Genomic DNA, 24,950 nt, shown 5'->3' on the forward strand with positions numbered 1-24,950 from the left:
TAGACGGTCGCGTTGGTAGGGTCACAGCCGTCAGCAGCGCCCCTCGACGAAGGACTTCCTTCCATGTCCCACGCACCGATCACGCCCGGTCAGAACGGCGATGGCGACCCGACGATCGGCAAGCTCGTCATGGACGCGCAGCGCGACATCTCGACGCTCATCTCCAAGGAGATCCAGCTCGCCAAGTCCGAGCTCAAGGTCAGCGTCAGGCACGGTGGGCTCGGCATCGGACTGTTCGCGGGCGCGGCCTTCCTCGGCCTGCTCGCGGTGATCATGCTGTCGGTCTCGATCGCCTACTTCATCCACTGGGCCGGCCTCGGCCTGCACTGGGCGTTCCTCATCGTCTTCGGGCTCTACGTCCTGCTCGCCGCGCTGCTCGCCCTGATCGGTGTCAAGCAGGTCAAGCAGGTCAAGGCGCCCGAGCGCGCGATCGAGCAGGGCAAGCAGATCCCGCAGGCGCTCAAGGGCAAGGCCTGACGGACGGGGCGTACGCCCGTCAGCGCACGCAGGTGCCGGTGTCGACCGGCGACTGCCGCTCGAGGCCCTCGGCCGCCGACGCAGCGACCTGGCCCGCGGTCAGCGCGTAGCCGGTCTCGCGGTCGCTCACCGACGCGGCGAACACCATGCCCGCGACGTCGCCGGCCGACGTCAGCACCGGACCGCCCGAGTTGCCGGGGCGGATGAGGGCGCGCAGCGAGTAGACCTGGCGGATGACGGTGCCCTCGCCGTAGATGTCGGGCGAGCGCAGCCGCTGCTGGGAGCGGATCCGGCCGGCGCGGACGTCGTAGGGGCCGTCCTGCGGGTAGCCGACGACCGCGATGTCGTCGAGCGGCTGGGCCTCGGTGTCGAACTTCAGCGGCACCACCGCCGCGGACGGCACCGACAGGACGGCGATGTCGAGGTCGGGGTCGTAGAGCACGACGGTGGCCACGACCGTCGAGCCGCCGATCTCGACCTCGGGGCGGGTGACGCCCGCGACCACGTGGGCGTTGGTCATCAGCCGGCCCGGCGCGTAGACGAAGCCGGTGCCCTCGACGCCGCTGCCGCAGCCGTTGGCGCCGCGCACCTTGACCACGCTCGGCTGGGCCGCGACGACGTCGGGGTCGGTCAGCATCCGCGGGTCGCCGGGGTCGACCGCGACGATCCGCTCGGGGGCGAACGGCTCGAGGTAGCGCGGGAAGAAGGTGGTGCCGACGACGTTGTTGAACGCCTGCAGCGCCTGGTCGGCGTCGCCGGGAAGGACCTGGTCGACCTTCGCGAGGACCGTCGAGTCGCGCACCAGCGGCGTGATCGCGCCGATGCGGGTGCCGGAGACCGCGACGCCGAGCGCCCAGGCGACGAGCAGGACGGCGACGGCGCTCAGGGCGGAGCCGCCGACGGCGTCGAGGGCGCGCACCGGCTGCCAGGTGATCTGCGCCCGGATCCGCGAGCCGGCGAACTGGAGGACGGCCTGGCCGAGGGACGCGCAGATGATCACGATGAACAGCGCGCCGAGCGACACCCACAGCGACGGTGCCGCGTCGCCGAGCGCGAGGGGCGCGGCCCAGATGCCCGCGACGCCGCCGAGCAGGAGACCCGCGGTGGCGAAGGCGCCGGTGATGAAGCCCTGCCAGTAGCCGGACAGGGCGTAGATCCCCACGAGCGCCACGAGGCACCAGTCGAGGACGTTCATCGCCGTTACTCCTCGAGCTTGGTGTCGGTCGCCAGGTCGGCTGTTCTGGGGACACCTTGCAGCATGTGGTCCGGCAGGTCACGCACCCGGGCCTCGTCCCACGCCTCGTCCCACCCCAGGTAGCCGAAGAGCCGCGCCACGATGCCGGCGGTGAAGCCCCACAGGATCACGTCCTTGTCGGGGCCGATCAGGAAGCCGGGCCCGACCCACCCGCTGGGGTGGCGGACGTTGATGCGGAGCTCGGGGTCGAGCAGGTCGGCGATCGTGACGCGGTGGATCGCGTGGACCTCGTCGGGGCTCTCGATGCGGACCTCGCCGGGATCGCGCCAGTAGCCCAGGACCGGGGTGACCGCGAAGTTGCTCGGCGGCAGCCACAGCTCGGGCAGCTCGCCGAACACCTCGACCTCGGACGGCTGGAGACCGATCTCCTCGAGCGCCTCGCGCAGCGCCGCCTCACGAGCGGTCTCGCCGGGGTCGAGCGAGCCGCCGGGGAACGAGACCTGGCCGGGGTGGGAGCGCATGTGGTGGGCGCGCTCGGTGAGCAGCAGCTCGCCGCGGTGGGCGAGGTCGTCCGGGGCGTGCGGGTCGTCGTCGCGGTCGGCGAAGACCATCAGCACGGCGCCGCGACGCGCGTCGCTGCCGGGCGGCGGGACGAAGCGGGTGAGCTCGCGGGCCGTGATGGTGGAGGCGGCCTCGACCACAGGGGCGAGCCAGGTGGGGAGCGCGCTCACAGCGTGACACCGAGCTGGTCGGCGACGAGCGCCTTGACCTCGTCGACCGAGTCGACGCCGCCCGAGCTCTGGCCGACGACCGTGCCGTCGGCGTCGACGAAGACGAACGCCGGCAGGCCGCGCCGGGCGATCGCGAAGGCCTCCTCGGTCATCAGCTCGCCGCCGGGGTCGGCGAGCGAGGGGTAGGTCGCGCCGGTGTCCTCCGCGAGCGCGAGGGCGCCGTCGGGGTGGACGTCGTTGAAGTCGATGCCGAGCACGGCCACCTGGTCGCCGTACTGCTGGTGGAACCGCTCCAGGGCGGGCATCTCCTTGCGGCACGGCCCGCAGTTGAACTGCCAGAGGTTGATCAGCATCGGCCCGCGCAGCGACGACAGGTCGACGTCGGGGCCCCCGCCGAGGCAGGGCAGCGTCACGGCCGGCAGCCCGTCGGCGCTGGCCTCGCCCTTCCCGGGGACGCAGTCGTCCATGCCGATGCGGGCCTTGACCTCGCGCATGGCGGGGGTGTCGACGTCGACGTCGGGCGGGCGTACGTCGATGCCGTCCTGCCCGCTGCACGCGCTGAGGACGGCGACCAGGGCGGCCGCGAGGACGAGCCGTCTCACGCCGGGCCCTGGGTGGTGACGAGCTTCTCGGCCTCCACCGGGTCGGTGGGGCCGGCGCCGAAGGAGGGGCACAGCCGGGCGAGCGGGCACGCGCCGCACGCGGGCTTCTTCGCGTGGCAGCGTCGACGCCCGTGCCAGATGAGGTGGTGCGACAGCATCGTCCAGTCGCGCTTGGGGAAGAGCGCGCCGACCGCGTGCTCGACCTTGACCGGGTCGGTCTCCTCGGTCCAGCCGAAGCGGCGCGCGAGGCGGCCGAAGTGGGTGTCGACGGTGATGCCCGGCTTGTCGAACGCGTTGCCGAGCACCACGTTGGCGGTCTTGCGGCCCACGCCCGGCAGCTTCACCAGGTCGTCGAGGCGCCCCGGGACCTCCCCGCCGAAGTCCTCGACCAGCGCCTGGCTGAGCCGCAGCACCGAGTCGGTCTTCTGCCGGAAGAACCCGAGCGGGCCGAGCAGCTGCTCGAGGTGCTCGCGCGGGGCGGCCGCCATCGCCTCGGGCGTGGGGTAGGCCGCGAACAGCGCCGGGCTGGCCGCATTGACCCGCCGGTCGGTCGTCTGCGCGGAGATCACCGTGACGACGAGGCACTCGAAGGCATTGGTGAAGTCGAGCTCGGCCTTCGCGTCCGGGTAGGTCGCGGCGAGGATCCGGTCCATCTTGCGGGCCCGCCGCACGAGAGAGGTGTCGGGCTTGGCGGGCTCGGTCGCGGCAGGCACGCGCCCAGCCTACGGTCCGGGTCCGACACGCCCGGCTCCGGCGCGGGACCCGCACGGGTGGGTGCATTCGCACTTGTGACACGCACCACGGCTAGGATCGTGCCCGACCCCGAGGGCCCGTGCAGCGAGCCCGCACCGGACGTGGCACGGGACGCAGCGACTTGGAGGAATGACGTGGACAACGACGTGCTCAGGCAGGCACCGCTGTTCAGCTCGCTCGACGACGAGGCGGCCACCGCGCTGGGCGGCTCCATGGCGGAGACGACCCTGCGCCGCGGCGACGTGCTGTTCCACGAGGGCGACTCCGGCGACCGCCTCTACATCGTCACCGAGGGCAAGGTGAAGCTCGGCCGCTCGTCCTCCGACGGCCGCGAGAACCTGCTGGCGATCATGGGTCCCGGCCAGATGTTCGGCGAGCTCTCCCTCTTCGACCCGGGCCCGCGCTCGGCGACCGTCACGGCCGTCACCGACGCCTCGTTCGCCTCGCTGTCCCACGACGACCTGCTGAAGTGGCTCGAGGGCCGCCCGCAGGTCGCCCGCGGCCTGCTCTCCCAGCTCGCCTCGCGGCTGCGCAAGTCCAACGACGTCGTCGCCGACCTGGTCTTCTCCGACGTGCCCGGCCGTGTCGCCAAGGCGCTGCTCGACCTCGCCGACCGCTTCGGCCGCACCGCCGACGACGGCGTCCACGTCCACCACGACCTCACCCAGGAGGAGCTCGCCCAGCTGGTCGGCGCCTCCCGCGAGACGGTCAACAAGGCGCTCGCCGACTTCGCCTCGCGCGGCTGGCTGCGCCTGGAGCCCCGCTCCGTGGTGATCATGGACCTCGAGCGGCTCTCGCGCCGCGCCCGCTGACCCTCTCGGACTTTCTGGCTCCACCTGACCCCCGGGGTGACGCCTGCGTGCGTCGTCATGGGTGAAGGGGGTGCCTGATGGCTGATCGATCCGGGTTCGACGCGTTCGTCCACGCACGCGGACCGGCGCTCGCGCGCACCGCGTACCTGCTCACCGGTGACCACCACCTCGCCGAGGACCTGGTGCAGGCCGCGCTGGTGCAGGCGGCGAAGCACTGGGAGCGCATCGAGACCTCGCCGGAGGCCTACGTCCGGCGCACGATGTACCACCAGAACATCTCGTGGTGGCGGCGCCGGCGTCTCGCCGAGAGTCCGCTGGGAGCCCACGACGAGCCGGTGCCGGCTGCCGACCCGACGCTCCGGCTGACCCTCGAGCAGGCACTGCGCCGGCTCACCCCGCGCCAGCGCACGGTGCTGGTGCTGCGCTACTTCGAGGACCTCACCGAGGTCCAGACGGCCGCCGCGCTGGGCATCTCCAGCGGCGCGGTCAAGTCCATGGCGCGCCAGGCCCTCCGACGGCTGCGCGTCCTGGCCCCCGAGCTCGCCGACCTGGTGGGAGCAGACGCATGACCGCCCAGCTGCGCGAGGAGCTCGACGCCCTCGCCGACACCCACTCCTTCTCCCCCGACCCCGCGGCCTGGGACCGCGGCCGGCGCGCGCGACGACGCGGCCGCGTCGTCGCCGTCGCCGCCGTGCTGGTGCTCGTCGCCTCCGTCGGCGGCCTCGCCGCCGCGTGGACCGCCCGCGAGCCGGTCGCCCCCGCCGGGCGGGTCGACGGGGGTGCGATCCCGAGCCGGATCGGCGAGCCCACCGGTGGCACGGTCACCGACCTCGCCTTCGGCCCCGCCTCCGTGGCGTACGTCGACTCCGACGACCTGCCGGTGCTCGTCAGCGCCACCACCGGCGAGGCCCGCCATGTCGAGCTGCCGGACTTCCCGGAGCCCGAGGCGTTCGAGATCGCGGCCGACTACCGGCGAGGCCCGTGGCTGGCGCTGTCGCCCGACGGCACCCGGGTGGCCTACCCGACCGTGACCCGCTTCGAGCGCGAGCCGGGCCAGGACTCGTTCACGACCGGCTGGTACCGCGTGGTCGACCTGACGACGGGCACGTCGGACCTGGTCGACCTGCCACCCAGCACCGGCACGCCTCTGACCATGTCCTGGAGCGCCGACGGCCGGATCGCCGTTGACGTCCCCGGCCGACCGACGTTGCGCAACAAGCACCCTGACGTCGCCGCGTGGACGATCGACCCGGCGACGAGCGAAGCGACACGGACGCCCGCCGGGCTGGTCTCCCCCGACGGTCGAATCACCGCGCCCGTCTCGCAGTGGCTCGAGACGGTCGACGCCGTGCCGTTCGTGACGGCGTCCGGCGACGAGGTCTCCCGCCCGATTCCCGCCGACGCCTTCCCCACCGGCGCGCCGGTGCTGCCGGTCGGCTGGGTCGACGACGACACGCTGGCCGCCCAGGTCGGCTCCGACCTGGTGCTCCTCACCTCGCCCGACCGTCCCGAGTCGGACTGGGTGTGGCGGCCGCTGGCCGAGTCGGACCGCTTCGGGCTGAGCGTCGCCGTAGACCTCGTCCCCGACCTGACCGGCGATCCCGACCAGGAGCTCACCCACGACTTCGCCGCGGCGCCCGCGGCGGACGGCGGCCCCGGTCGGGGACCGGTGGTGGCGGGCGGCGTCCTCGCGCTGCTCGCCGGGCTCGCGTTCGTCCGGATGATGCGGCGCCGCGCGTAGACGCGCGGGCATTGGTCACCCCTCTGGCGCCCACCTACGCGTGAGATCGTCGGTTCCGGCGACCAATGCCTGCGCGTCTGCGAGAAAGTCCGGGCGAGGTACCACCCGGAACGGCGGGCACGCGCGTCGTGGTGGGTGAAGGAGGTGGGACGTGATCACTGGTGACGAGGCGGGCTTCGCCGAGTTCGTGGCGGCGCGGCAGGCTGCGCTGTCGCGGACGGCGTACCTGCTGACCGGTGACCACCACCTCGCGCAGGACCTCGTGCAGGCCGCGCTGATGCAGGCAGCGTCGCACTGGCGGCGGATCCACACCTCGCCGGAGGCCTACGTCCGGCGCGCGATGTACCACCAGAACATCTCGTGGTGGCGCCGCCGGCGCTTCGCCGAGAGCGCCCTCGGCGGCCGCGACGACGCGGCGCCGACCGTCGACACCGACCTCCGGCTGACCCTGGACCAGGCGCTCGCCCGCCTCACGCCCAGGCAGCGCACCGTGCTGGTGCTGCGCTTCTACGAGGACCTCACCGAGGTCGAGACCGCCCGCGCGCTGTCGTTGTCGACCAGCACCGTGAAGTCCACGACCCGGCACGCGCTCGCCCGGCTGCGGACGCTCGCACCCGAGCTCGCCGAGCTGATCGGAGCAGACGCATGACCGACCTCCGCACGAGCCTCCACCGGCTCGCCGACTCCACCGAGCCGCTCCCCGTCGACGACGACCTCTGGGGACGCGCGCAGGCCGCCCGCCGCCGCGGTCAGGCCCTCGCCGTCGCCGCCGTGATCGTCCTCGTCGTCACCGTCGGCGGGCTCGCGTCCGTCTGGCCGACCGCCGACCGGGAGTCGCGCACGGCTGCGCAGGAGGTGCCGGGCGGCGCGATCCCGCGCGTGATCGCGGACGTGCCCGACGACCTCGAGCCGACCGAGGACTACGTGATCGGTCGGGCCTCGGTCGCCTTCGTGTCCGCCGGCGGCGACCCCGTCGTGGTGTCGGCCGTCGACGGTGTCGCGCACGCCCTCGACCTGCCGTCCTACGGTCCCGCCAGCTCCACGCCGGTGCTCTCGCCCGACGGCCGGCGCCTCGCGTACGGCATGGACGTCGACGGACCCACGCAGGTCGAGGTGGTCGACCTCGAGACCGGGAGGTGGTGGGTCCGCCCCGTCGGCGTGGAGGACCGGGTCCGGATCGACGCGATGTCGTGGTCACCCGGCAGCAACTGGCTGGGATGGGTGGCCCCCGCCACGAGGCGCGCACCCGCGGTGGCGGGAACGCTCCGGGCCGACAGCACCGAGGCCTGGCGGTCCGTGCTCGAGGGCAACGCGACCAGCATCGCAGTCGCCGACGGCGGCGACGCCGTGGTGGGCACGGACAGCGGGCTGACGGTGCTGCCTCTCCGCGGCGAGGCCCAACCGCTCCGGACCGGCGGACCGGTCAGAGCGGCCGCGTTCTCACCGGACGGCGCGCGCGTCGCGCTGGTCACCGGGGCCGACACCGCCTCGTACACCTTCGACCTGCCCTCCGATCGGCTGGTCGCCCACCCGTTCCCGGAGGGCACCCTGGAGGAGTCGATCACCCGTCCGCTCGGATGGATCGACGACCGGATCCAGCTGCTCCTCGTGCAGCCGGTGGACAGCTCGGGCGCCGAGCTAGTCGTGACCACGCCCAAGGTCGACGACCGGAGCACCTGGCGGCGCCGCGTCGGGTCGGTGGAGACGTCGGGCGTCGCGAACTCCCTCAGCGTCGCCGTCGACCTCGTCCCCGAGCTCGACGGCACGTCGTCGCAGGAGCTCACCCACGACTTCGGCGACACCACGGCCCCGGGGCGCGACGTCTCGTGGATGATCGGGCTCGGCGTGGCCGCCGCGATCGCGGTGCTGATGGCGCTGCGGTGGCTCTGGCGCCGCCTCCGGAACTCGATGTAGTCCAGTCGCGAACGGTCGTCGCCGAGGCCGTTCGTCAGCAGCTCGTCACTGGACTACCCCGTCAGGCCCGCGGCGCACGAGGTCGGGCGACCGGTCAGAGGTCCTCGAGGTAGGCCAGCTGGGCCCGCACCGACAGCTCGGCCGCGCCCCACAGCACCGGGTCGACGTCGGCGTAGACGACCTCGACGACCGCGCGCGGCAGGTCGTCGGCCGCGACCGGCTGGCCCTCGCGCAGGTCGCACACCGCCTGCCGGACCTGCTCGAGGCGCTGCTGGCGGTGGGCGAGGTAGAGATCCAGCGCACCGAGCGCGTCGTCGATCACCGGGCCGTGGCCCGGCCAGACCGTGGTGATGCCCTCCGCGCCGCACAGCGCGTGCAGCCGCTGGAGCGAGGAGAGGTACGCCCCGAGCTGGCCGTCGGGGTGCGCGACGACGGTGGTGCCGCGTCCCAGCACCGTGTCGCCGGTCAGGACGGCCCGGTCCTGCGGGACCACGAAGGACAGCGAGTCGGCGGTGTGGCCGGGCGTCGCGACGACGTGCACCTCGAGCCCGCCGACGCTGACCACGTCGCCCTCGGCGAGGCCCTCGCCGCCGAGGCGGTGGGCCGGGTCGAGCGCGCGTACGCCGCAGCCGTGGCGCTCGGCGTACTCCCGCGCGGCCTCGCTGTGGTCGGCGTGGTGGTGGGTGAGCAGGACGACGGAGACGTCGCCGGCGGCGGCGTCGATCGCGTCGAGGTGGGAGGCGATCGACGGGCCGGGGTCGACGACGACCGAACGCGAGGAGCCGGGGTCGCGCAGCACCCAGGTGTTGGTGCCGTCGAGGGTCATCATGTTCGCGTTGGGCGCGAGCACGCAGGTGCCGGTCTCGCCGAACGCGCCGCCCAACCAGCCCCCGTCGCTGGTCATCGGCGGGCCATCAGGTCGGCGTAGAACGGCGGCGTGGACAGGATGAACTCCTCGCCGTCGGCGACCACCTCGGGCATGAACATCTCGACCGTCCGCCCCTGCGCGGCGGCGAGGACGGCGTCGGGGCCGGGGTGCTGGGCGACGTCGAGGCAGGTCAGCCAGGTCGGAGGCAGCATGAGGATCTCCTGCCGCTCGACCTGCGCGACCGCCTCCGCGGCCGGCAGCCACGCCACCGACGACGACTCGGTCGACACGTCGCGGGCGACCTGGCCCTCGGGCAGGGCCGCGACGAAGAACCACGTGCGGTAGCGCCGGGGCTCGAAGACCGGCGTCAGCCAGCCCGACCACGCGCCGAGCAGGTCGGTGCGCAGCACCAGCGACCGGTCCTCGAGGAACGAGGTGAGCGACAGCTCGCGCGACTCGAGGGCGACCCGGTCGGCCTCCCAGTCGTCACCGGTAGTGTCGGCGACGACCTCGTCCGGGCCGGGACCGGCGAGCAGGACGCCCGACTCCTCGAAGGTCTCGCGGACCGCCGCGCACACGAGCGCCCGCGCCTTCGGCTCGTCCACGCCCAGTCGCGCCGCCCACTCGGCGGGTGACGGCCCGGCCCAGAGTCCACGGTCGACGAGCTCGTCGTCGAAGTCGCGCGGGTCGACGCCGCCGCCGGGGAACACGCACATGCCCCCGGCGAAGGCCATCGAGGTCTGCCGGCGCAGCAGGTAGACGTCCGGCCCGGCCGAGCCGGGGCGCAGCAGGACGACCGTCGCCGCGTCGCGCGGCTCGGCCGGGGTCGCCCCGCCGTCGGCGTACGACCGGGCCTGCGCGACGAGCGCGTCCGGCAGCGGCAGCCGCTCCATGCTGGCCACCGGCGCCTCAGACCTCGACGATGATCTCGACCTCGACCGGCACGTCGAGCGGCAGGACCGGCACGCCGACGGCGGAGCGGGCGTGCTTGCCGGCCTCGCCGAAGACCTCGCCGAGCAGCTCGGAGGCACCGTTGGCGACCTTGGGCTGGCCGGTGAAGTCGGGGGTCGAGGCGACGAAGACGACCACCTTGACGACGCGCTTCACGTCGTCGAGCGAGCCGATCTCGGCCTTGACCGCGGCGAGCGCGTTGAGCGCGCACTGGCGGGCGCACTCGTAGCCCTGCTCCTCGGTGACCTCGCCGCCGACCTTGCCGACCGCGATCATCTCGCCGTCACGGGCCGGCAGCTGGCCGGCGGTGAAGACGAGGTTCCCGGTGCGGGCGGTGGGCTGGTAGGCCGCGACCGGCGGGACCACCTCGGGGACGGTGATGCCCAGCTCGGCCAGGCGTGCCTCCGCACCCATCTCAGGCCCCCTGCCCCGACGAGACGGGGCGCTTGAGGAACGCGATCAGGCCACCCTGCGCGTTGGTCTGGATGGTGACCAGCTCCCAGCCGTCCTGGCCGAAGTTGTTGAGCATGAGCGCTTCGTTGTGGAGCGGAATCGGCGCCACCTGGTACTCCCACTTGTTCATGGCTCGCACCCTACTCGGGGAGGACGGACGTCCTCCCCGGGGCGGACGCGCAGCGACGGCGGGGCGTCTACGGTTCGCACCATGGCGACCACCCCGACGACGGCCGACCAGCGGCCGTGGCGGCTCGGCCCGCGCGCGCGGTCGTGGTTCGACCGGCTCCTGGTCGCCGCCCTGCTGCTCCTCGCCGGGGGCCACTTCCTGTCCGGCCAGCCGGGGTCGATGGTCTTCGCGGCGCTCGAGCCGCTGCCGCTGCTGTGGCGCCGCACCCGCCCCTTCACGGTGTTCCTCGCGGTCGCCGCGCTGAGCGTGCTCCAGGCGGTCGCGGTGGACACCCCGACCACGGGCCAGCTCGCCTTCCCGGTGGCGGTCTACTCCGCCGCCCGCTGGGCACCGCGGTGGCAGGGCGCCACCGCACTGCTCGTCGGCTACGCCGGTGCGGTCGTCGCCTCCGTCCGCTGGCAGTACGGCCTGGGTGCCACCGACGTCACGGCCGGCAGCCTCGTGCCGTACGTCGTCAGCATCGGCGCGATCGTGACCGCCGCGTGGGCGCTGGGTGCGGCGGCCCAGGAGCGCGAGCGCTACGTCACCTCGCTGGTCGCGCGGGCCGAGCAGGCCGAGCGGATGGCCGAGCGCGAGATCGAGCTGGCGGCCCGCGACGAGCGCTCGCGGATCGCTCGCGAGATGCACGACGTCGTCGCCCACGGCCTGTCGGTGATCGTGGTGCAGGCCGACGGCGCGCGCTACGCCGCCGCGAAGGACCCCGACGTCGCGGTCGACACCCTCGGCACCATCGCCGGCACCGGCCGGGAGGCGCTGACCGAGATGCGCCGGCTGCTCGGGCTGCTGCGCGAGGGCGACACGGGCGTCGCGCCGCAGCCCGGGCTCGGCGACGTGCGCCACCTCGTCGACGAGGCCCGCGCGTCCGGCACTCACGTCGAGGCCGACCTCCCCGACGACCTGCCGGCGGTGCCGGACGGCGTGGGCCTCGCGGCCTACCGGATCGTCCAGGAGGCGCTCACCAACGTCCGCAAGCACGCCGGCCCGGCGGCGACGGTGACCGTCCGCGTCGCGGTGGGCCAAGAGGTCGAGGTCGAGGTGCGTGACGACGGACGGGGGGCCGCCGCGCCCGCCACCGACGGGCGCGGGCTCGGCCTGGTCGGGATGCGCGAGCGCGCCGCGGTGCACGGGGGCAGCGTGGTCGCCGGGCCCGCGCAGGGCGGCGGGTTCGCGGTGTCTGCGAGGCTGCCGCTGTGAGCGAGCCACCGACCGGACCGATCCGGGTCTTCCTCGTCGACGACCAGCAGATGGTGCGCGCCGGCTTCCGGATGCTGGTCGAGAGCCAGGACGACATGGTCGTGGTCGGCGAGGCCGGCGACGGCGGCGAGGCCCTCGAGCGGCTGGCCGTCACGACCGCCGACGTGGTGCTGATGGACGTCCGGATGCCGCGGCTCGACGGCGTCGAGACGACCCGTCGGCTGCTCGCGACCGACGACCCGCCGCGGGTGATCGTGCTGACCACCTTCGACCTCGACGAGTACGCGTTCGCCGCGATCCGCGCCGGCGCGTCCGCGTTCCTGCTCAAGGACGCCGCGCCGCCCGACCTGCTGGGCGCGATCCGCGCGGTCCGCGCGGGCGACGCGGTCGTCGCCCCCAGCACCACCCGCCGGCTGCTCGACCACTTCGCCGCGCTGCCCGACCCGGCCGGTGACGCGCCCCGCGACGACCGGCTCGCGCCGCTCACCGAGCGCGAGGTCGAGGTGCTGACCCTCATCAGCCGCGGCCTGACCAACCACGAGATCGCCACCGACCTCGTCGTCGCCGAGACGACCGTCAAGACCCACGTCGGGCGGATCCTCGCCAAGACCGGGGCCCGCGACCGGGTCCAGCTCGTGGTGCTCGGCTACGAGTCCGGGCTCGTCACGCCCTAGGCGGGTTCCTTCACGACGTTGCTCAACCGTCACGCACCCATCGCGGCAAGAGCGGGCGTTCGGATCGCAGCAGGTCCGTACGTGAAGGTCGCGTGCTGCCCGTTCGGGGCACACGTGTCTGACTTGTCGCCCTTCGCCCAGCAGTTCGAGGGCGAGATCTCGGACACGTGTACGACGCTGCCGCACCCGCGCCGCACGTGCGGCGATTCTCGCCCTCGACGGTGCGCCGATGCAGGGCCACATCCGCCGCACATGCGCTGAAGGGGGCTGCATCCGCCCTGGGGCACAGCGTCCTCCCACGGTCGTACGCCGGAGCGCCCGGTCGACCCTGAGGCGTACGCCGGGTCCGTGCTGCGGGCCGACGATCCGCGGGCTGATCGCGACGAGCGTTGTCCCCATGACGACGACACAGATCCAGACCCGCCTGGCCGCCTCCGCGCGCGGCCTCACCCGCACCTACGGCAGCGGCGACAGCGCGGTCCACGCGCTGCGCGGCATCGACCTCGACCTGCCGGCCGGCCGCTTCACCGCGATCATGGGCCCGAGCGGGTCCGGCAAGTCCACCCTCATGCACTGCCTGGCCGGCCTCGACGCCGCGACGTCGGGCACCGTGGGCGTCGCCGGGCGCGACCTGTCCGGCCTCGACGACACCGCGCTCACGCTCTTCCGCCGCGAGCACATCGGCTTCGTCTTCCAGGCCTTCAACCTGCTCCCGATGCTCACCGCCGGCCAGAACATCGTGCTCCCCCTCGAGCTCGCCGGGCGCGACGTCGACCGCGCGCGCTACGACGAGGTGGTCGGCGTGCTCGGCATCGCCGACCGGCTGGGCCACCTGCCCAGCGAGCTCTCCGGCGGACAGCAGCAGCGCGTGGCGATCGCCCGCGCCCTCGTCACCCGGCCCGACATCGTCTTCGCCGACGAGCCGACCGGCAACCTCGACAGCGAGGCGAGCGCGGAGGTCCTCGGCCACCTGCGTCGCTCGGTGCGCGAGCTCGGCATGACCGTCGTGATGGTCACCCACGAGCTCGACGCCGCGGCCTACGCCGACGACGTCGTCGTCATCCACGACGGCGCCGTCACCGCCCACCTCACCGAGCCCGGCCAGGACGAGCTCGTGGCCGCGCTGCGCGGGCGGGGTGCCTGATGCGCGCGGTGCTGGTCGCCTCGCTGCGACACCACACGCGGCGCTACGTCGCCGCCTCCCTCGCCGTCGTGATCGGCGTCGCCTTCGTCGTCGTGACCGGGATGCTCACCGGTGCCATGCGCACCGGCCTCACCGCCGACGTGGGCGCCCCGGTCGCCGGCGTCGACCGCGTGGTCACCCTCGTCGACCAGCGACAGGCCGAGAAGCTCCTCGACCGCGCAGCCGAGGACGGTGTGCCGGCGCTCGGCCTGGGCTACGCCATGGAGCCGGTCACCCGCGACGGCGTCCAGCTGACCCCGTCGGCCGACGTCGCCGAGGCCTCCCTCGACCCGCGCCTGCAGTGGCAGGACCTCCAGGACGGCCGCTTCCCAACCGGGCCCGGCGAGGCGCTGGCCGACGTCAACAAGGCCAAGAGCTCCGGCGTCGAGGTCGGCGACGTGCTGCGCGTCGGCTCGGGCGCCGCGGCCACCGACGTCGAGGTCGTCGGGATCGTCGACAGCCCGCCGGCGCTCGGCGCCTCGCTCTACGTCCCGTGGCAGGACCTGCGCCGGCTGCGCGGGTCGCTGTGGATCGACGCCGTCGCGTGGGGCGGGACCGCCGCCCAAGCCACGTCGATCGCCCCCGACGCGAGCGTCGAGGACGCCGACGCCTGGGTGGCCGCCCGTCAGGCCGAGATCACCCGCGGGGTCGACGTGCTGTCGGTCATGGCCCTGATGTTCGTGGCGATCGCGCTGTTCGTCGGCGTGATGGTCATCGCCAACACCTTCGCGATCCTCTTCGCCCAGCGCCAGCGCGACTTCGCGCTCCTGCGCTGCGTCGGCGTGACGCGGCGCCAGCTGCGGCGGGCGGTGCGGCTCGAGGCGCTCGTCCTCGGCCTGGTGGCGTCGGCCGTAGGCGTGCTGGCCGGTGCGGCGCTGGGCGCCGGGCTGGTGGTCCTCGTCCGGCACTGGTTCGCCGACATGGGCCCGGCCGCGCTCGACCCGCTGTGGACCGGCGGTGGCTTTGCCGTCGGTGTCGTGGTGACGCTGCTCGCCGCGTGGCTCCCGACGCGTGCCGCCACCCGCGTCGCCCCGCTGGCGGCGCTGCGCCCCGACACCGGCGTCGACGTCCGCTCGGCTGCGGGGCGCGTCCGGCTGGCGCTCGCGACGCTGTTCCTCCTCGGCGGCACGGGCCTGCTGTCCGTCGCGGTCGCGACGCGCACCCTGCCCGTGATGCTCGCCGGCGGGACGGTGACGTTCCTCGGCGTGCTGCTGCTCGGTCCGGTGCTCGTGCCGCGGCTGATCCGCGTCGCCGGTCGACTCACCGGCGACGGCCCGGTGCGTCGCCTGGCGACCGGCAACGCGGTGCGCAACCCGCGGCGTACGGCGACCACTGCCGCGTCGCTGCTCGTCGGGGTCACCCTCACGACCGCCGTGCTGACCGGCCTCGCCTCCTCGCGGGCCGGGCTGGACGAGGAGATGGACGCCGAGTACCCGCTCGACGCCACGGTGACCGCCGTCGACCAGCCGCTCGGCGCCGACCTCGCGGACCGCGCCGCGGCACTGCCCGACGTGGCGTCGGTGGACGTCCTCGACGGCACGACCGCGACCATCGGGGGCGTCGAGGTGCCGCTGGTCGGCACGGCCGGCCGGGTGGCGTCGGTCCGCGGGCCCGACGACCTGAGCCCGCGCGACGGCGTGCTGCTGCTCCCCTACGACGTGATCGACGAGCTCCCGAAGCGGCTCGGCGACCGGGTGTGGGACGAGCACGAGGTCGTGGTGACGGTCGCCGGGCGCGAGCGCACCCTCGACGTGGAGCCCGCGTCCGGCTGGGGCCGGGCCGGCATCGTCTCGACGACCACCCTCGCCGCGCTCGACGCGGACCCGCGACCCACCGCGCTGTGGGTGCGCGCCGAGGACGGCGCCGACGCCGAGGACCTCCGCGGCGACCTGGCCGCGCTGGCCGGTGCGTCGGGGGCGGGCCTCGACGGCGGATACTCCCAGCGGGCGTGGGTCGACCTGCAGGTCGACATCCTCACCGGTGCGGTGGTCGGGCTGCTGGCGATCGCGATCGTCATCGCGCTGGTCGGCATCGCCAACACCCTCGGCCTCTCGGTGCTCGAGCGCAGCCGGGAGAACGCGCTGCTGCGGGCGATGGGCCTGACCCGCCGCCAGCTGCGGCGGGCGATGGCGGCCGAGGGACTGCTGCTGTCGGCCGTCGCCACGGCGATGGGGGTGGCGCTCGGGCTGGCCTTCGCCTGGGTCGGGGTGCAGGTGCTGATCGCGGGCGTGGTCGACGGTGCCTCGCTGACGGTTCCGGTGCTGCAGGTCGGCGGCGTCGCCGTGGTCGCCGCGCTCGCCGGGCTGGGCGCGTGCGTGCTCCCGGCACGGAAGGCGGCTCGGGTCACGCCGGCGGCGGGGCTGGCGCTGGACTGAGCCGCGCACGCCGACGCCCCGGGCCTCCACGGGGGGAGGTCCGGGGCGTCGGTGCGCGGTCAGTCGGTCTTGCGGCTGACCAGCAGGCCGAGCACGGCGTAGCCGACGACGAGGTGGACGCAGGCGACGACCTGCCCGACGCCGGGCCCGAAGATCCCGAGTGCGGGGATCGTCACGACGGCCCAGCTCTCGGCGACCACCGGCCAGAGCCGCGAGAGGCCGGTCCAGCGGCCGGCGATCGCGATGCGGATGCCGATGAGGAACATCCCGAGCATCGACAGCGGCCAGAAGGCGTCGAGCAGCGCCCAGCCGGGCTGGCTCAGGTCGGAGAGCTGGATCGCGTCGACCAGGGTCGAGGTGATCGCCAGCGAGACGAGCACCGTCTCGAGGCGCAGCACGCCTCGGGCGACCCGTCCCTCGCCGAGGGCGCGGGTGCGCCACAGGGTGCGCAGCAGGACGAGCAGGCCGACCTGGAACAGGCCGGAGCCGAGGCCGTAGACGGCGACCCCCACGCTGTCGCGCGGGTCGAGCCCGAGGCCGGCGATGGCCGCCGCCCAGGCGAGGGCGCCGATCGTGAGGACCCGGCCGTGGACGGCGTACGGGTGGCGGGGGCTCGAGCCGGTCGGAGCCGCGGTGGCGACGTCGGAGCGGGCGGGAGCGGGTGAGTGCGAGAGCGTCACGGTCGTGACTCCTGTCGAAGAGGGTTGTCGCCGCGTCCTGCGGCACACCGAGGACACTCCTCGTCCCGCCGCCCCGCCCGGCAGGGAGCGGCGTCCCGACCCGCGTCCCGCGTCCAGGTCCCGCGGGAAGGGGACCGCGGTCCCGCGACGACGGGACACCTGCGCGGTGATACTGCTCGCGTGACCCGGCGCGTCGAGCCCCTCGCCCTGGCGTCCGTGGCGCTGGCCGCGGTCGTCGCGTCGGTCTGGCTCGACCTCGCCACCTCCGGCGCCGAGCGGGCAGCCGCCCGCACCGAGCCCGCCACCGCGACCGCGCTGCCCGGCCTGCTGCTCGCCGCGGCCGCGACCGCCGTGCTGCTCGCCCGCCCCCGCGACCGGGTCGGGCGGGTGCTGGGCGTCGTCGCGGTGGTGTGGACCGTCGACGGCGCGCTCTACGGATGGGCGGCGTACGCCCCGGCGCACGGGCTGCCCGGCGCCGACCTCGCCTACTGGTTCGTCGCGCGCTTCGGCGCCTTCCTGCTGAGCGGGCTGGTCGCCCTGCTGCTCCTCTACCCCACCGGACACCTGGTCGCAGGCCCGTGGCGGCGCGTCGCCGTCGGCGCGCTCGTCGCCTCGGCCGCCCTGCCCGTGATGCTCCTGCTCGCGCCCGACGCCGTGCTGTTCACGTCGGGCGAACCGGTCGGGTCGACCGAGCTGGTGTCGCTGCCCGTCACGGACCCGACCGCCGAGGTGCTGCTGCACCTGGCCCAGGTCCTGACGTTCGGGTCGGTCGTCGCCGCCGTCGGCCTGCTGTGGGTGCGCCACCGCAGCGCCGACGCGTACGAGCGCACCCAGCTGCGCTGGCTGCTGTGGGCCGGGGTCATGTGCGTGCTCATGGTGCTGGCCAGCGCGACGCTGTCGGTCGGCGGCACGGTGACCACCGTGCTGCTCGACCTCGCGGTGGCCGCGCTCGCGGTGTCCGTCACGGTCGGCCTGGTCCGGCCGGGCTGGGGCGACGTCGACGCGTTGGTCGCCTGGACGCTGACCACCGCCGCCGTCGCGGTCGTCGTGGTCGCGGTCGACCTGGCGGTGCTCGCCGCCGGCACGTCCCTGCTCGGCGACCGGCTCGACGAGCGCGAGGTCACCGTCGTGGTGCTGCTGCTCGCCGTCGTGGTCTACGGACCCCTGCGCACCTGGCTGGGCGGCCTGGTCCGCCGCGTGCTGCTGGGCGGACGCGGCGACCGCTACGGCGCGGTGTCCGGGCTGGCGGCGCGGCTGGAGACCACGCACGGCGTCGACGAGCTGCTGCCCGCGCTGGCCGCCGCGGTCGCCGAGACCTTCAAGGTGCAGCACGTACGGGTCGAGGTGCTCGCCCCCGACGGCGGACTCCTGTCGGCGGCGCACGGCACCCCGCCCGCGGAGGTCCAGCAGGTCGACATCGCCTACCAGGGCGAGCCGGTCGGCCGGCTGGTGCTGCCGGTCGACGGATTCCGCTCGATGCTGTCGCACCGCGACCGGGGCCTGCTCGTCGACCTGGTGCGGCAGGCGGCGATCGCGATCCGGGCCGGCCTGCTGGCCGAGGAGCTCCAGGACAGCCGCGAGCGGCTGGTGCTGGGGCGCGAGGAGGACCGGCGACGGATCCGCCGCGACCTGCACGACGGGCTCGGACCCGCGCTGGGCGGGGTGGCGCTGCGCCTGCAGGCGGCCGGCAACGCGATCGGCGACGACCCGGACCGCGCCCGCGAGCTGGTGGAGCTGGCGCGGGCCGAGGTGCGCGACGCGCTCGACGACGTACGCAGGCTCGTGCACGACCTGCGTCCGCCGGCGCTGGACGACCTCGGCCTGGACGCGGCGGTCCGGCAGCAGGCCGAGCGGCTCGGGGCGGAGGTGGCGGTCGAGGTGCGCACCGACGGCACCGCCGGGCTGCCCGCCGCGGTCGAGGTCGCGGCCTACCGGATCGTGTCGGAGGCGCTCGCCAACGTGGTCCGCCACGCCCGCGCCACCCGCGCCGACGTGTGCCTCGAGGGTGGAGCGACCGCGCTGACCGTGGTCGTCGCCGACGACGGACGCGGCATCGCGCCCGAGGTGTCCGCCGGCGTCGGGCTGCTGTCGCTGCGCGAGCGTGCCGAGGAGCTCGGCGGCCGCTGCGAGGTGACCTGCCCGGACTCGGGCGGGACGGTCGTGCACGCGGTGCTGCCCTACGGCGGCGGGGTCGGCGACACTGGACGCGAGGGGGAGCCACGATGACCGATCCGATCCGGCTGCTGGTCGCCGACGACCACCCGGTCTTCCGCGACGGGCTCGCCTCGCTGCTCGACCCCCTGCCGGGGATCACGGTGGTGGCCCGCGCCGCTGACGGTGCGGAGGCGGTGTCGCTCGCGGCCGAGCACTCCCCCGACGTGGTGATCATGGACGTCCAGATGCCGGTGATGAACGGCATCGACGCCACGCGCGCCGTGGTCGCCGCCCACCCGTCGACCGGCGTCCTGGTGCTCACCATGGGCGAGGACGACGGCACCGTCCTGGCAGCGCTGCGTGCCGGCGCCCGGGGCTACCTCCGCAAGGGCGCCGAGCAGGACGAGATCGTCCGGGCGGTCACCACCGTCCACGCCGGCGGTGTCGTGTTCGGCGCGTCGCTGGCCGGCCGGATCGCCGAGGTGCTGGCTCCGGCCGCCCGACCGGAGCGTCCCTTCCCGGAGCTGACCGAGCGCGAGACCGAGGTCCTCGACCTGATCGCGGCCGGGCGCTCCAACGGCCAGATCGCCCAGCAGCTGTTCCTCTCGCCCAAGACCATCCGCAACAACATCACCAGCATCCTCGCCAAGCTGCGCGCCACCGACCGGGCCGACGTGATCATCCGCGCGCGGGACGCGGGGATGGGCCGCTAGCCTCCCGTCATGGAGCGCAGCGAGGCGGCGGACAGCCGGGAGAAGAAGGACGGGCTCGACCCGTTCGAGCGGTTCGTCGAGGTGTCGACGAAGGCGATCAGCCGGGCGCCGTTCTTCGCGGTCGTGGTGGCGGTCGTGGTGATCTGGGCGGCGAGCTTCCCGCTGTGGAAGAGCACCACCAAGTGGGAGCTGGCGATCCACACCTTCGGAGGCGTGCTGTCGCTGCTGCTGCTGGTGCTGCTGGAGAACGCCGGCCGCCGCAACAGCGAGGCGCAGCAGGAGAAGCTCAACGTGATCGCCGAGGCACTCGCCGCACTGATGGACTCACGCGCCGCCGACGACCCCGACCTGCGGGAGGCCGCCGACAACCTGCGCGAGGCCGTGGGGCTCGAGGAGCGTCACTGACTCACGCGGCCAGCAGCCGCAGCGTCTCCTCGCGGGTCGGCGCGGCGGTGGCGTCGGTGCCGGTCCAGGCGCCGGCGACCGGGTGGACCATCACCTCGTCGACGCCGTAGGTCGCGGCGAGCTCGGTGAGCCGGGCGCGTGCGGTCGTCGGCGAGCCGACGACCCACCGCTCGCTCATCGCGCGGCCGAACGACACCTGGTCGGGCGTCATCTCGACCGCCTCGGCCTCCTCCACGAGGCGCTGCGGCCGCAGCGGACCGCCGGTGCGGAGCGCGAGCATCTGCTGCACGTTGGGCAGCGCGAGGCGCTGCGCCTCCTCGTCGGTCCCGGCGACCACCGCGTTGGCGGTGAGGAAGGTCCGCGGCTCGGGGTGCTCCGGCGAGGGCCGGTAGGTCGAGCGGTAGAGCTCGATCGCCTCGGCCGTGCCCTGCCCGGCGAAGTGGTGCGCGAAGACGTAGGGCAGGCCCTTCTCGGCGGCGAGCCGCGCGGAGTAGTCCGACGAGCCGAGCAGCCACACGGTGGCCAGGCTCCGGGCGCTCGGCGTCGCGTGCAGCGGCTGGCGGCGCGGGCCGATCTGCACCTCGACGCCCTCGGGCGACATCAGCGTGCGGATGTCGTCGACGTACTCCGGGAAGCGGGTCACCGCGTCGTCCGCCGACTCGGCGCTGCCGCCGCGCAGGACGTAGCGGGTCAGCGGGTCGGTGCCCGGCGCACGGCCGATGCCCAGGTCGATCCTGCCCGGGAACGCTGCCTCGAGGAGCGCGAACTGCTCGGCCACGACGAGCGGAGCGTGGTTGGGCAGCATCACGCCTCCCGAGCCGACGCGGATCCGCTCGGTGGCGGAGGCGAGCATCGCGATCAGGACCGGCGGGTTGGTCGCGGCGACGGCCGGCATGTTGTGGTGCTCGGCCACCCAGTAGCGCCGGTAGCCGAGCTCGTCGGCGACCTGCGCGAGTCGCCGCGAGGCGGCGATGGCGTCGCCGGTGGCCTGGTCGCTGCGGACCGGCACGAGGTCGAGCACGGAGAGGGCGAGCGGGGAGGACGATGCAGCGGAAGTCACTGTCTGCACAGCGTCGACCCGGCGTCGGATATTCCAGTGGTCGTCAGTTGCCCTCAGGTGCACGTGAGGTCCTACCGTCGTGCCAGTGACCACCAGCACGCCGACGACCGCGCCACGCGAGCGGATCCTCTCCCCCACCTACGCCGCGACGACCGTGGCGATGTTCGGCCTGATCGCGTTCGTCGCGTTCGAGGCGATGGCGGTCGCGACGGTGATGCCCACGGTCGCGCGCGACCTCGACGGCCTCGGGCTCTACGCGCTCGCGTTCGCCGCACCGCTGGCCAGCGGGGTCGTCGGGATGGTCGCCGCCGGCGCGTGGAGCGACCGCAGCGGGCCCGTGGTCCCGCTGCTCGCCTCGCTCGCGCTCTTCAGCACCGGCCTGCTGGTCTGCGGCCTCGCGCCGACGATGGACGTCCTCCTCGTCGGGCGGGTGCTCCAGGGGCTCGGCGGGGGCGCGCTGACGGTGGGGCTCTACGTCGTCGTCGGGCTGGTCTACCCGCCCGCGCTGCGGCCCGCCGTGTTCGCCTCGTTCGCCGCCGCGTGGGTGCTGCCGGCGCTCTTCGGGCCGGGCCTGGCCGCGTTCGTCGCGAGCACGTGGAGCTGGCGGTGGGTCTTCCTCGGCGCGGTGGCGCTGGTGGTCGTCGCGCTCGCCCTGCTCGCTCCCGCGCTGCGCGGCCTCGAGCCGCCGGAGGAGGGCGAGCGGACCCCGCGCATCCGCCTGTGGTGGGCCGTGGTGGGCGCCACGGCCGTGCTGGTGCTCGAGCTGCTCGGCTCGGCCAGCGGGCTGACCGCGCTCGGCGCCTTCGTCGCCCTCGCGCTCGTCTGGACCGCGCTCGGTCGGCTGCTCCCCGCCGGCAGCCGGCGGCTGGGGCGCGGGCTGCCCGCGGTGATCGCCACCCGCGGCCTGCTCAGCGGCGTGTTCTTCTGCGCCGAGGCCTACATCGTCTACGTGCTCCAGGACCACTGGGACCTCACCGCCGGTCGCGCCGGCATCGCGCTGACCTGCGTCGGCGTGGTCTGGGCGGCCGCGAGCCAGCTCCAGTCCCGCCTCGGCGAGCGGGTCTCGCACACCCGCGCGATGGTCGTCGGCACGTCCGTCGTGCTGCTCGGCACCGGCGTGCTGGCGCTGACCGTCGCGTCGCTCGACGCCGGCTCCCGGCCGTCGGCGGTGCTGCCGGCCGCGGCGTACGTCCTCGCCGGCGCGGGGATGGGCTTCGCCTACCCGCGGACCGGCGTGGCGATGCTGGAGGCCTCGACCGACCGGGACCGCGGCTTCAACTCCTCCGCGCTGTCGGTCGCGGACTCGCTCGGCGCGGCGCTCGCGCTGTCCGCGGCCGGCGCGCTGTTCGCCGCCTCCGACCGGGCCGGGCTCGACCCGTTCCTCGCGGTCTTCACCGCCGCCGCCTCGGTCGGGGTGCTCGGGGTGCTCGCGGCGGCTCGGACCCGAGCCGTCAGCCGTACGTCACCCTCCTGACCAGCACCTCGAACGGTCCCCGCCGCCCGGTGCGGCGCATCCAGTCCGCGAGGACGACCGTGAGGCCCCACGTGACGACCGCGAGCAACGCGTTGGCCGCGACGCCCACGTCGTCGGACAGGCCGAGCAGCACGGGCGTGAAGGCGAGCGTCCAGACCACCGACTGGGCGAGGTAGCAGGTCATCGACCGCTGGCCGACTGCCTGCAGGGCGAGCACGACGCGGCCCTCGGCGCGGCCGGTGCACTCGAGGCGGAGGGCGAGCGCGGCGAGGAGGGCGGCGTAGCCGAAGCCACCGAACACCCCCGACGCGTCGTGCAGCGCCGCCAGGTCCCGCAGCGCGGCGTCACCGGGCAGCGGGCCGCCGAGGTGCAGGAGGGCCAGCGGCTGCGCGCCGGCCACGGCGATCGCCACACCGGCCAGTCCGACGAGCACGAGCCCGCGTGCGCGCCGGTCGGTCGCACCGTCTGCGGGCCGCTCGAGCAGCCGGCGCCGCCCGATCCAGAGGCCGACCAGGAACGGGCAGGCGAAGCCGATCGGGCCGAGCGAGGCGATGAAGGCGGACGCGAAGGCCCGGTCGACCAGTGCCGTCGCGAGGTCGGTGGGAAGCATCGTGGTCGCGTCCGGCCCGCCGGTGACGTCGCTGAGCGCGCCGTCGTCCGGCATCCCGCTGATCACCCAGAAGACCGCGGCCACGGCGAGCAGCCAGCCGTCACGCCACCGCACCGCCCACGCGCCGAGCAGGAGCAGCACGCCGTAGGCGGCGAGGATGTCGCCCACGAACAGCAGGACCGCGTGGACGAAGCCGACGGCGACCAGCACCATCGCCCGGCGCCACAGCAGCCGGCGTACGGCGCGCGGCGGGGCGTCGCCCTGCCGGCGCACGATCTGGGCGACGCCGTAGCCGAAGAGCAGGCCGAACATCGGGAACGCGCGGCCATCGACGAAGGTGGTGGTCGCCCAGGCGACGGCGCGGTCGAGCGCCCCCCCGTCGAGCGGGTAGCCGCCGAGGTAGGACGAGCCCTCGAGGAAGTAGTGCGAGTTGGCCAGCGCGATGGCCAGCAGCATCACGCCGCGGGCAAGGTCGGGACCGAGCGCCCGGGCGGCGGGTGCCGTGGGTCCGACGCGCACGGACGACGGGCTGCTCATCCGGCAATACTAGAGCGAGCACTCCATTATTTGCCCAGGGCCCGCCACCGGACGCACGGAAGCCCCCGGAGGTCCGGGGGCTTCCGTGGCTGTCGACCGTCGAGCGGTCAGGAGGCCTGGTCGAGCGTCGGGTAGTCGGTGTAGCCCTCGGCGCCACCGCCGTAGAACGTGTCGGGGTTGGGCTCGTTGAGCTCCGCCCCCTCGCGCCAGCGCTCGGCGAGGTCGGGGTTGGCGAGGAACGGGCGCCCCACGACCACCGCGTCGGCGAGGCCGGTGCCGAGCAGCTTCTCGACCGACTCGAGGGTGGTGACGTCGCCGAAGCCGTCGTTGAGCAGCACCACGCCGTCGAAGCGCTCGCGCAGGTCGCGGACCAGCGACTCGAGCGGCTCCAGCGGGCTGGCGAGCAGGCTGAGGTAGGCCAGGCCGAGCGGGGACACGGCGTCGACGACCGCGCGGTAGGTCTCCGCGAGGTCGGCGTTGATCTCCTCGCCGATGCCGTTGAACTGGTGGGCGGGGCTGAGCCGCAGGCCCACCCGCTCGGCGCCGATCGCCTCGGCGACCGCGGTGACGACCTCGATGACGAAGCGCGCGCGGTTCTCCGGCGAGCCGCCGTAGACGTCGTCGCGCTGGTTGACCGTGGGGTCGAGGAACTGGTGGCCGAGGTAGCCGTTGGCGGCGTGCACCTCGACACCGTCGAGCCCGGCGGCGATCGCGTTGCGGGCGGCGGTGACGTAGTCGGCGACCAGGCCGGCGACCTCGTCGGTCGTGACGGCACGGGGCACGTCGTGGGGCTTGCCGCCGTCGGCGGTGACCATCTCGCCGGGCGCCTGCACGGCGCTCGGGGCGACAGTCTCGGCGCCGCCCTTGTTGTCGGCGTGGGCGATCCGGCCGGCGTGCATCAGCTGGGCGACGATGACGCCGCCGCGGGCGTGGACCGCCTCGGCGACGGTGCGCCAGCCGGCGACCTGCTCGTCGGTGTAGAGCCCCGGGACGTTCAGGTAGCCCTGGCCGACGTGGCTGGGGGCGATGCCCTCGGTGATGATCAGGCCGGCTCCGGCGCGCTGGGCGTAGTACTCGGCGTTGAGGCCGGTCGGGGCGTTGCCCGCACCGGCCCGGTTGCGGGTGAGCGGCGCCATGACGAAGCGCTGCGGGAGCTTCCAGGGGCCGACGGCGAGGGGCTCGAATGCACGGGACATGAGAAGGC

The 24,950-nt window shown here is 74.5% G+C and carries 26 protein-coding genes; 14 read left to right on the forward strand and 12 right to left on the reverse strand.

The features are described from left to right. Positions 1-63 precede the first annotated feature (63 nt). On the forward strand, positions 64-477 hold the full coding sequence (locus KDN32_RS19220) for a phage holin family protein (protein WP_211733887.1): 414 nt from the start codon (positions 64-66) through the stop codon (positions 475-477). 19 nt (positions 478-496) lie between these two features. Here the strand turns inward: KDN32_RS19220 and KDN32_RS19225 are convergent, their stop codons facing one another. The 4 genes from KDN32_RS19225 to nth are packed head-to-tail and all read right to left on the reverse strand — an operon-like array spanning position 497 to position 3,658. Further along, on the reverse strand, positions 497-1,672 hold the full coding sequence (locus KDN32_RS19225; protein WP_211733889.1) for a MarP family serine protease: 1,176 nt from the start codon (positions 1,670-1,672) through the stop codon (positions 497-499). Between the two features lie 5 nt (positions 1,673-1,677). Continuing rightward, positions 1,678-2,403, reverse strand: a complete 726-nt coding sequence (locus KDN32_RS19230; RefSeq protein WP_211733891.1) for an NUDIX hydrolase — start codon at positions 2,401-2,403, stop codon at positions 1,678-1,680. Continuing rightward, the gene (locus KDN32_RS19235; RefSeq protein ID WP_211733893.1) at positions 2,400-3,005 is read right to left on the reverse strand and encodes a TlpA family protein disulfide reductase; all 606 of its coding nucleotides are present in this window, start codon (positions 3,003-3,005) and stop codon (positions 2,400-2,402) included. The genes KDN32_RS19230 and KDN32_RS19235 overlap by 4 nt, the downstream gene beginning before the upstream one ends. After that, positions 3,002-3,658, reverse strand: a complete 657-nt coding sequence (gene nth / locus KDN32_RS19240) for an endonuclease III (RefSeq protein ID WP_211735021.1) — start codon at positions 3,656-3,658, stop codon at positions 3,002-3,004. The genes KDN32_RS19235 and nth overlap by 4 nt, the downstream gene beginning before the upstream one ends. Before the next feature lie 234 nt (positions 3,659-3,892). Between nth and KDN32_RS19245 the strand changes: the two genes are divergently transcribed. The 5 genes from KDN32_RS19245 to KDN32_RS19265 all read left to right on the forward strand — a co-directional run bounded on the left by KDN32_RS19245 (position 3,893) and on the right by KDN32_RS19265 (position 8,225). Beyond that, entirely contained in the window at positions 3,893-4,570 is a 678-nt protein-coding gene (locus KDN32_RS19245) for a Crp/Fnr family transcriptional regulator (RefSeq protein WP_211733895.1), read from the forward strand. 77 nt (positions 4,571-4,647) lie between these two features. Further along, the gene (locus KDN32_RS19250; RefSeq protein WP_211733898.1) at positions 4,648-5,139 is read left to right on the forward strand and encodes a SigE family RNA polymerase sigma factor; all 492 of its coding nucleotides are present in this window, start codon (positions 4,648-4,650) and stop codon (positions 5,137-5,139) included. Beyond that, the gene (locus tag KDN32_RS19255) at positions 5,136-6,311 is read left to right on the forward strand and encodes a hypothetical protein (protein ID WP_211733900.1); all 1,176 of its coding nucleotides are present in this window, start codon (positions 5,136-5,138) and stop codon (positions 6,309-6,311) included. The genes KDN32_RS19250 and KDN32_RS19255 overlap by 4 nt, the downstream gene beginning before the upstream one ends. Before the next feature lie 151 nt (positions 6,312-6,462). Next, positions 6,463-6,960, forward strand: coding sequence for a SigE family RNA polymerase sigma factor (locus KDN32_RS19260; RefSeq protein ID WP_307854226.1), 498 nt, complete (start codon positions 6,463-6,465; stop codon positions 6,958-6,960). Further along, positions 6,957-8,225: a WD40 repeat domain-containing protein gene (locus tag KDN32_RS19265; RefSeq protein WP_211733903.1), complete on the forward strand. Its 1,269-nt coding sequence runs from the start codon at positions 6,957-6,959 to the stop codon at positions 8,223-8,225. Before KDN32_RS19260 ends, KDN32_RS19265 begins: the two co-directional genes overlap by 4 nt. Before the next feature lie 94 nt (positions 8,226-8,319). Here KDN32_RS19265 and KDN32_RS19270 read toward each other — a convergent pair whose 3' ends face one another. From KDN32_RS19270 to sp36, 4 genes are read right to left on the reverse strand one after another with little or no spacing between them, the layout of a single operon-like run. After that, positions 8,320-9,129, reverse strand: coding sequence for an MBL fold metallo-hydrolase (locus KDN32_RS19270; RefSeq protein WP_211733905.1), 810 nt, complete (start codon positions 9,127-9,129; stop codon positions 8,320-8,322). Further along, entirely contained in the window at positions 9,126-9,986 is an 861-nt protein-coding gene (locus KDN32_RS19275; protein WP_211735025.1) for an NUDIX hydrolase, read from the reverse strand. Before KDN32_RS19275 ends, KDN32_RS19270 begins: the two co-directional genes overlap by 4 nt. Before the next feature lie 16 nt (positions 9,987-10,002). After that, positions 10,003-10,458 carry a RidA family protein gene (locus KDN32_RS19280; RefSeq protein WP_211733907.1) on the reverse strand — a complete coding sequence of 152 codons (456 nt, stop codon included), beginning with the start codon at positions 10,456-10,458 and terminating at the stop codon, positions 10,003-10,005. Position 10,459: 1 nt separating this feature from the next. Continuing rightward, entirely contained in the window at positions 10,460-10,627 is a 168-nt protein-coding gene (sp36, locus tag KDN32_RS19285; RefSeq protein ID WP_211733909.1) for a Sp36 family protein, read from the reverse strand. Positions 10,628-10,708: 81 nt separating this feature from the next. On the opposite strand from sp36, the gene KDN32_RS19290 reads away from it, so the two are divergent. From KDN32_RS19290 to KDN32_RS19305, 4 genes are all read left to right on the forward strand, one after another. Beyond that, the gene (locus KDN32_RS19290) at positions 10,709-11,881 is read left to right on the forward strand and encodes a sensor histidine kinase (RefSeq protein WP_211733911.1); all 1,173 of its coding nucleotides are present in this window, start codon (positions 10,709-10,711) and stop codon (positions 11,879-11,881) included. Beyond that, positions 11,878-12,555, forward strand: a complete 678-nt coding sequence (locus KDN32_RS19295; protein ID WP_211733913.1) for a response regulator — start codon at positions 11,878-11,880, stop codon at positions 12,553-12,555. The genes KDN32_RS19290 and KDN32_RS19295 overlap by 4 nt, the downstream gene beginning before the upstream one ends. A gap of 376 nt (positions 12,556-12,931) precedes the next feature. Beyond that, positions 12,932-13,699: an ABC transporter ATP-binding protein gene (locus KDN32_RS19300; RefSeq protein ID WP_372446599.1), complete on the forward strand. Its 768-nt coding sequence runs from the start codon at positions 12,932-12,934 to the stop codon at positions 13,697-13,699. Then, the gene (locus KDN32_RS19305; protein ID WP_211733917.1) at positions 13,699-16,113 is read left to right on the forward strand and encodes an FtsX-like permease family protein; all 2,415 of its coding nucleotides are present in this window, start codon (positions 13,699-13,701) and stop codon (positions 16,111-16,113) included. The genes KDN32_RS19300 and KDN32_RS19305 overlap by 1 nt, the downstream gene beginning before the upstream one ends. Before the next feature lie 59 nt (positions 16,114-16,172). Here KDN32_RS19305 and KDN32_RS19310 read toward each other — a convergent pair whose 3' ends face one another. Continuing rightward, on the reverse strand, positions 16,173-16,793 hold the full coding sequence (locus KDN32_RS19310; RefSeq protein ID WP_211733919.1) for a hypothetical protein: 621 nt from the start codon (positions 16,791-16,793) through the stop codon (positions 16,173-16,175). 180 nt (positions 16,794-16,973) lie between these two features. Here KDN32_RS19310 and KDN32_RS23430 point away from each other — a divergent pair, with 180 nt between their 5' ends. The 3 genes from KDN32_RS23430 to KDN32_RS19325 are packed head-to-tail and all read left to right on the forward strand — an operon-like array spanning position 16,974 to position 20,065. Further along, positions 16,974-19,019: a sensor histidine kinase gene (locus KDN32_RS23430; RefSeq protein ID WP_211733922.1), complete on the forward strand. Its 2,046-nt coding sequence runs from the start codon at positions 16,974-16,976 to the stop codon at positions 19,017-19,019. Next, complete coding sequence (locus KDN32_RS19320) at positions 19,016-19,660, forward strand: response regulator (protein WP_211733924.1); 645 nt, start codon at positions 19,016-19,018, stop codon at positions 19,658-19,660. The genes KDN32_RS23430 and KDN32_RS19320 overlap by 4 nt, the downstream gene beginning before the upstream one ends. 9 nt (positions 19,661-19,669) lie before the next feature. Further along, positions 19,670-20,065: a low affinity iron permease family protein gene (locus KDN32_RS19325; RefSeq protein WP_211733925.1), complete on the forward strand. Its 396-nt coding sequence runs from the start codon at positions 19,670-19,672 to the stop codon at positions 20,063-20,065. Between the two features lies 1 nt (position 20,066). Here the strand turns inward: KDN32_RS19325 and KDN32_RS19330 are convergent, their stop codons facing one another. Further along, positions 20,067-21,125 carry an LLM class flavin-dependent oxidoreductase gene (locus KDN32_RS19330; protein ID WP_211733928.1) on the reverse strand — a complete coding sequence of 353 codons (1,059 nt, stop codon included), beginning with the start codon at positions 21,123-21,125 and terminating at the stop codon, positions 20,067-20,069. A gap of 85 nt (positions 21,126-21,210) precedes the next feature. Between KDN32_RS19330 and KDN32_RS19335 the strand changes: the two genes are divergently transcribed. Next, positions 21,211-22,599, forward strand: coding sequence for an MFS transporter (locus KDN32_RS19335; RefSeq protein ID WP_211733930.1), 1,389 nt, complete (start codon positions 21,211-21,213; stop codon positions 22,597-22,599). Here KDN32_RS19335 and KDN32_RS19340 read toward each other — a convergent pair. Together KDN32_RS19340 and KDN32_RS19345 are read right to left on the reverse strand one after the other, a co-directional pair. Further along, on the reverse strand, positions 22,577-23,746 hold the full coding sequence (locus tag KDN32_RS19340; RefSeq protein ID WP_211733932.1) for a DUF418 domain-containing protein: 1,170 nt from the start codon (positions 23,744-23,746) through the stop codon (positions 22,577-22,579). The two genes, KDN32_RS19335 and KDN32_RS19340, sit on opposite strands and share 23 nt — an antisense overlap. Positions 23,747-23,853: 107 nt before the next feature. Beyond that, entirely contained in the window at positions 23,854-24,942 is a 1,089-nt protein-coding gene (locus KDN32_RS19345; protein WP_211733934.1) for an alkene reductase, read from the reverse strand. Between the last annotated feature and the right edge of the window lie 8 nt (positions 24,943-24,950).

It is taken from the genome of Nocardioides palaemonis, from assembly GCF_018275325.1.
Classification (GTDB): domain Bacteria; phylum Actinomycetota; class Actinomycetes; order Propionibacteriales; family Nocardioidaceae; genus Nocardioides; species Nocardioides palaemonis.

Excerpts from the sequence above, each read along its gene's own strand:
- KDN32_RS19220 (WP_211733887.1), top strand. The coding sequence starts at position 64 with ATGTCCCACGCACCGATCACGCCCGGTCAGAACGGCGATGGCGACCCG.
- KDN32_RS19225 (WP_211733889.1), bottom strand. The coding sequence starts at position 1,672 with ATGAACGTCCTCGACTGGTGCCTCGTGGCGCTCGTGGGGATCTACGCC.
- nth (WP_211735021.1), bottom strand. The coding sequence starts at position 3,658 with ATGGACCGGATCCTCGCCGCGACCTACCCGGACGCGAAGGCCGAGCTC.
- KDN32_RS19250 (WP_211733898.1), top strand. The coding sequence starts at position 4,648 with ATGGCTGATCGATCCGGGTTCGACGCGTTCGTCCACGCACGCGGACCG.
- KDN32_RS19255 (WP_211733900.1), top strand. The coding sequence starts at position 5,136 with ATGACCGCCCAGCTGCGCGAGGAGCTCGACGCCCTCGCCGACACCCAC.
- KDN32_RS19265 (WP_211733903.1), top strand. The coding sequence starts at position 6,957 with ATGACCGACCTCCGCACGAGCCTCCACCGGCTCGCCGACTCCACCGAG.
- KDN32_RS19270 (WP_211733905.1), bottom strand. The coding sequence starts at position 9,129 with ATGACCAGCGACGGGGGCTGGTTGGGCGGCGCGTTCGGCGAGACCGGC.
- KDN32_RS19275 (WP_211735025.1), bottom strand. The coding sequence starts at position 9,986 with ATGGAGCGGCTGCCGCTGCCGGACGCGCTCGTCGCGCAGGCCCGGTCG.
- KDN32_RS19280 (WP_211733907.1), bottom strand. The coding sequence starts at position 10,458 with ATGGGTGCGGAGGCACGCCTGGCCGAGCTGGGCATCACCGTCCCCGAG.
- sp36 (WP_211733909.1), bottom strand. The coding sequence starts at position 10,627 with ATGAACAAGTGGGAGTACCAGGTGGCGCCGATTCCGCTCCACAACGAA.
- KDN32_RS19290 (WP_211733911.1), top strand. The coding sequence starts at position 10,709 with ATGGCGACCACCCCGACGACGGCCGACCAGCGGCCGTGGCGGCTCGGC.
- KDN32_RS19305 (WP_211733917.1), top strand. The coding sequence starts at position 13,699 with ATGCGCGCGGTGCTGGTCGCCTCGCTGCGACACCACACGCGGCGCTAC.
- KDN32_RS19320 (WP_211733924.1), top strand. The coding sequence starts at position 19,016 with ATGACCGATCCGATCCGGCTGCTGGTCGCCGACGACCACCCGGTCTTC.
- KDN32_RS19325 (WP_211733925.1), top strand. The coding sequence starts at position 19,670 with ATGGAGCGCAGCGAGGCGGCGGACAGCCGGGAGAAGAAGGACGGGCTC.
- KDN32_RS19340 (WP_211733932.1), bottom strand. The coding sequence starts at position 23,746 with ATGAGCAGCCCGTCGTCCGTGCGCGTCGGACCCACGGCACCCGCCGCC.
- KDN32_RS19345 (WP_211733934.1), bottom strand. The coding sequence starts at position 24,942 with ATGTCCCGTGCATTCGAGCCCCTCGCCGTCGGCCCCTGGAAGCTCCCG.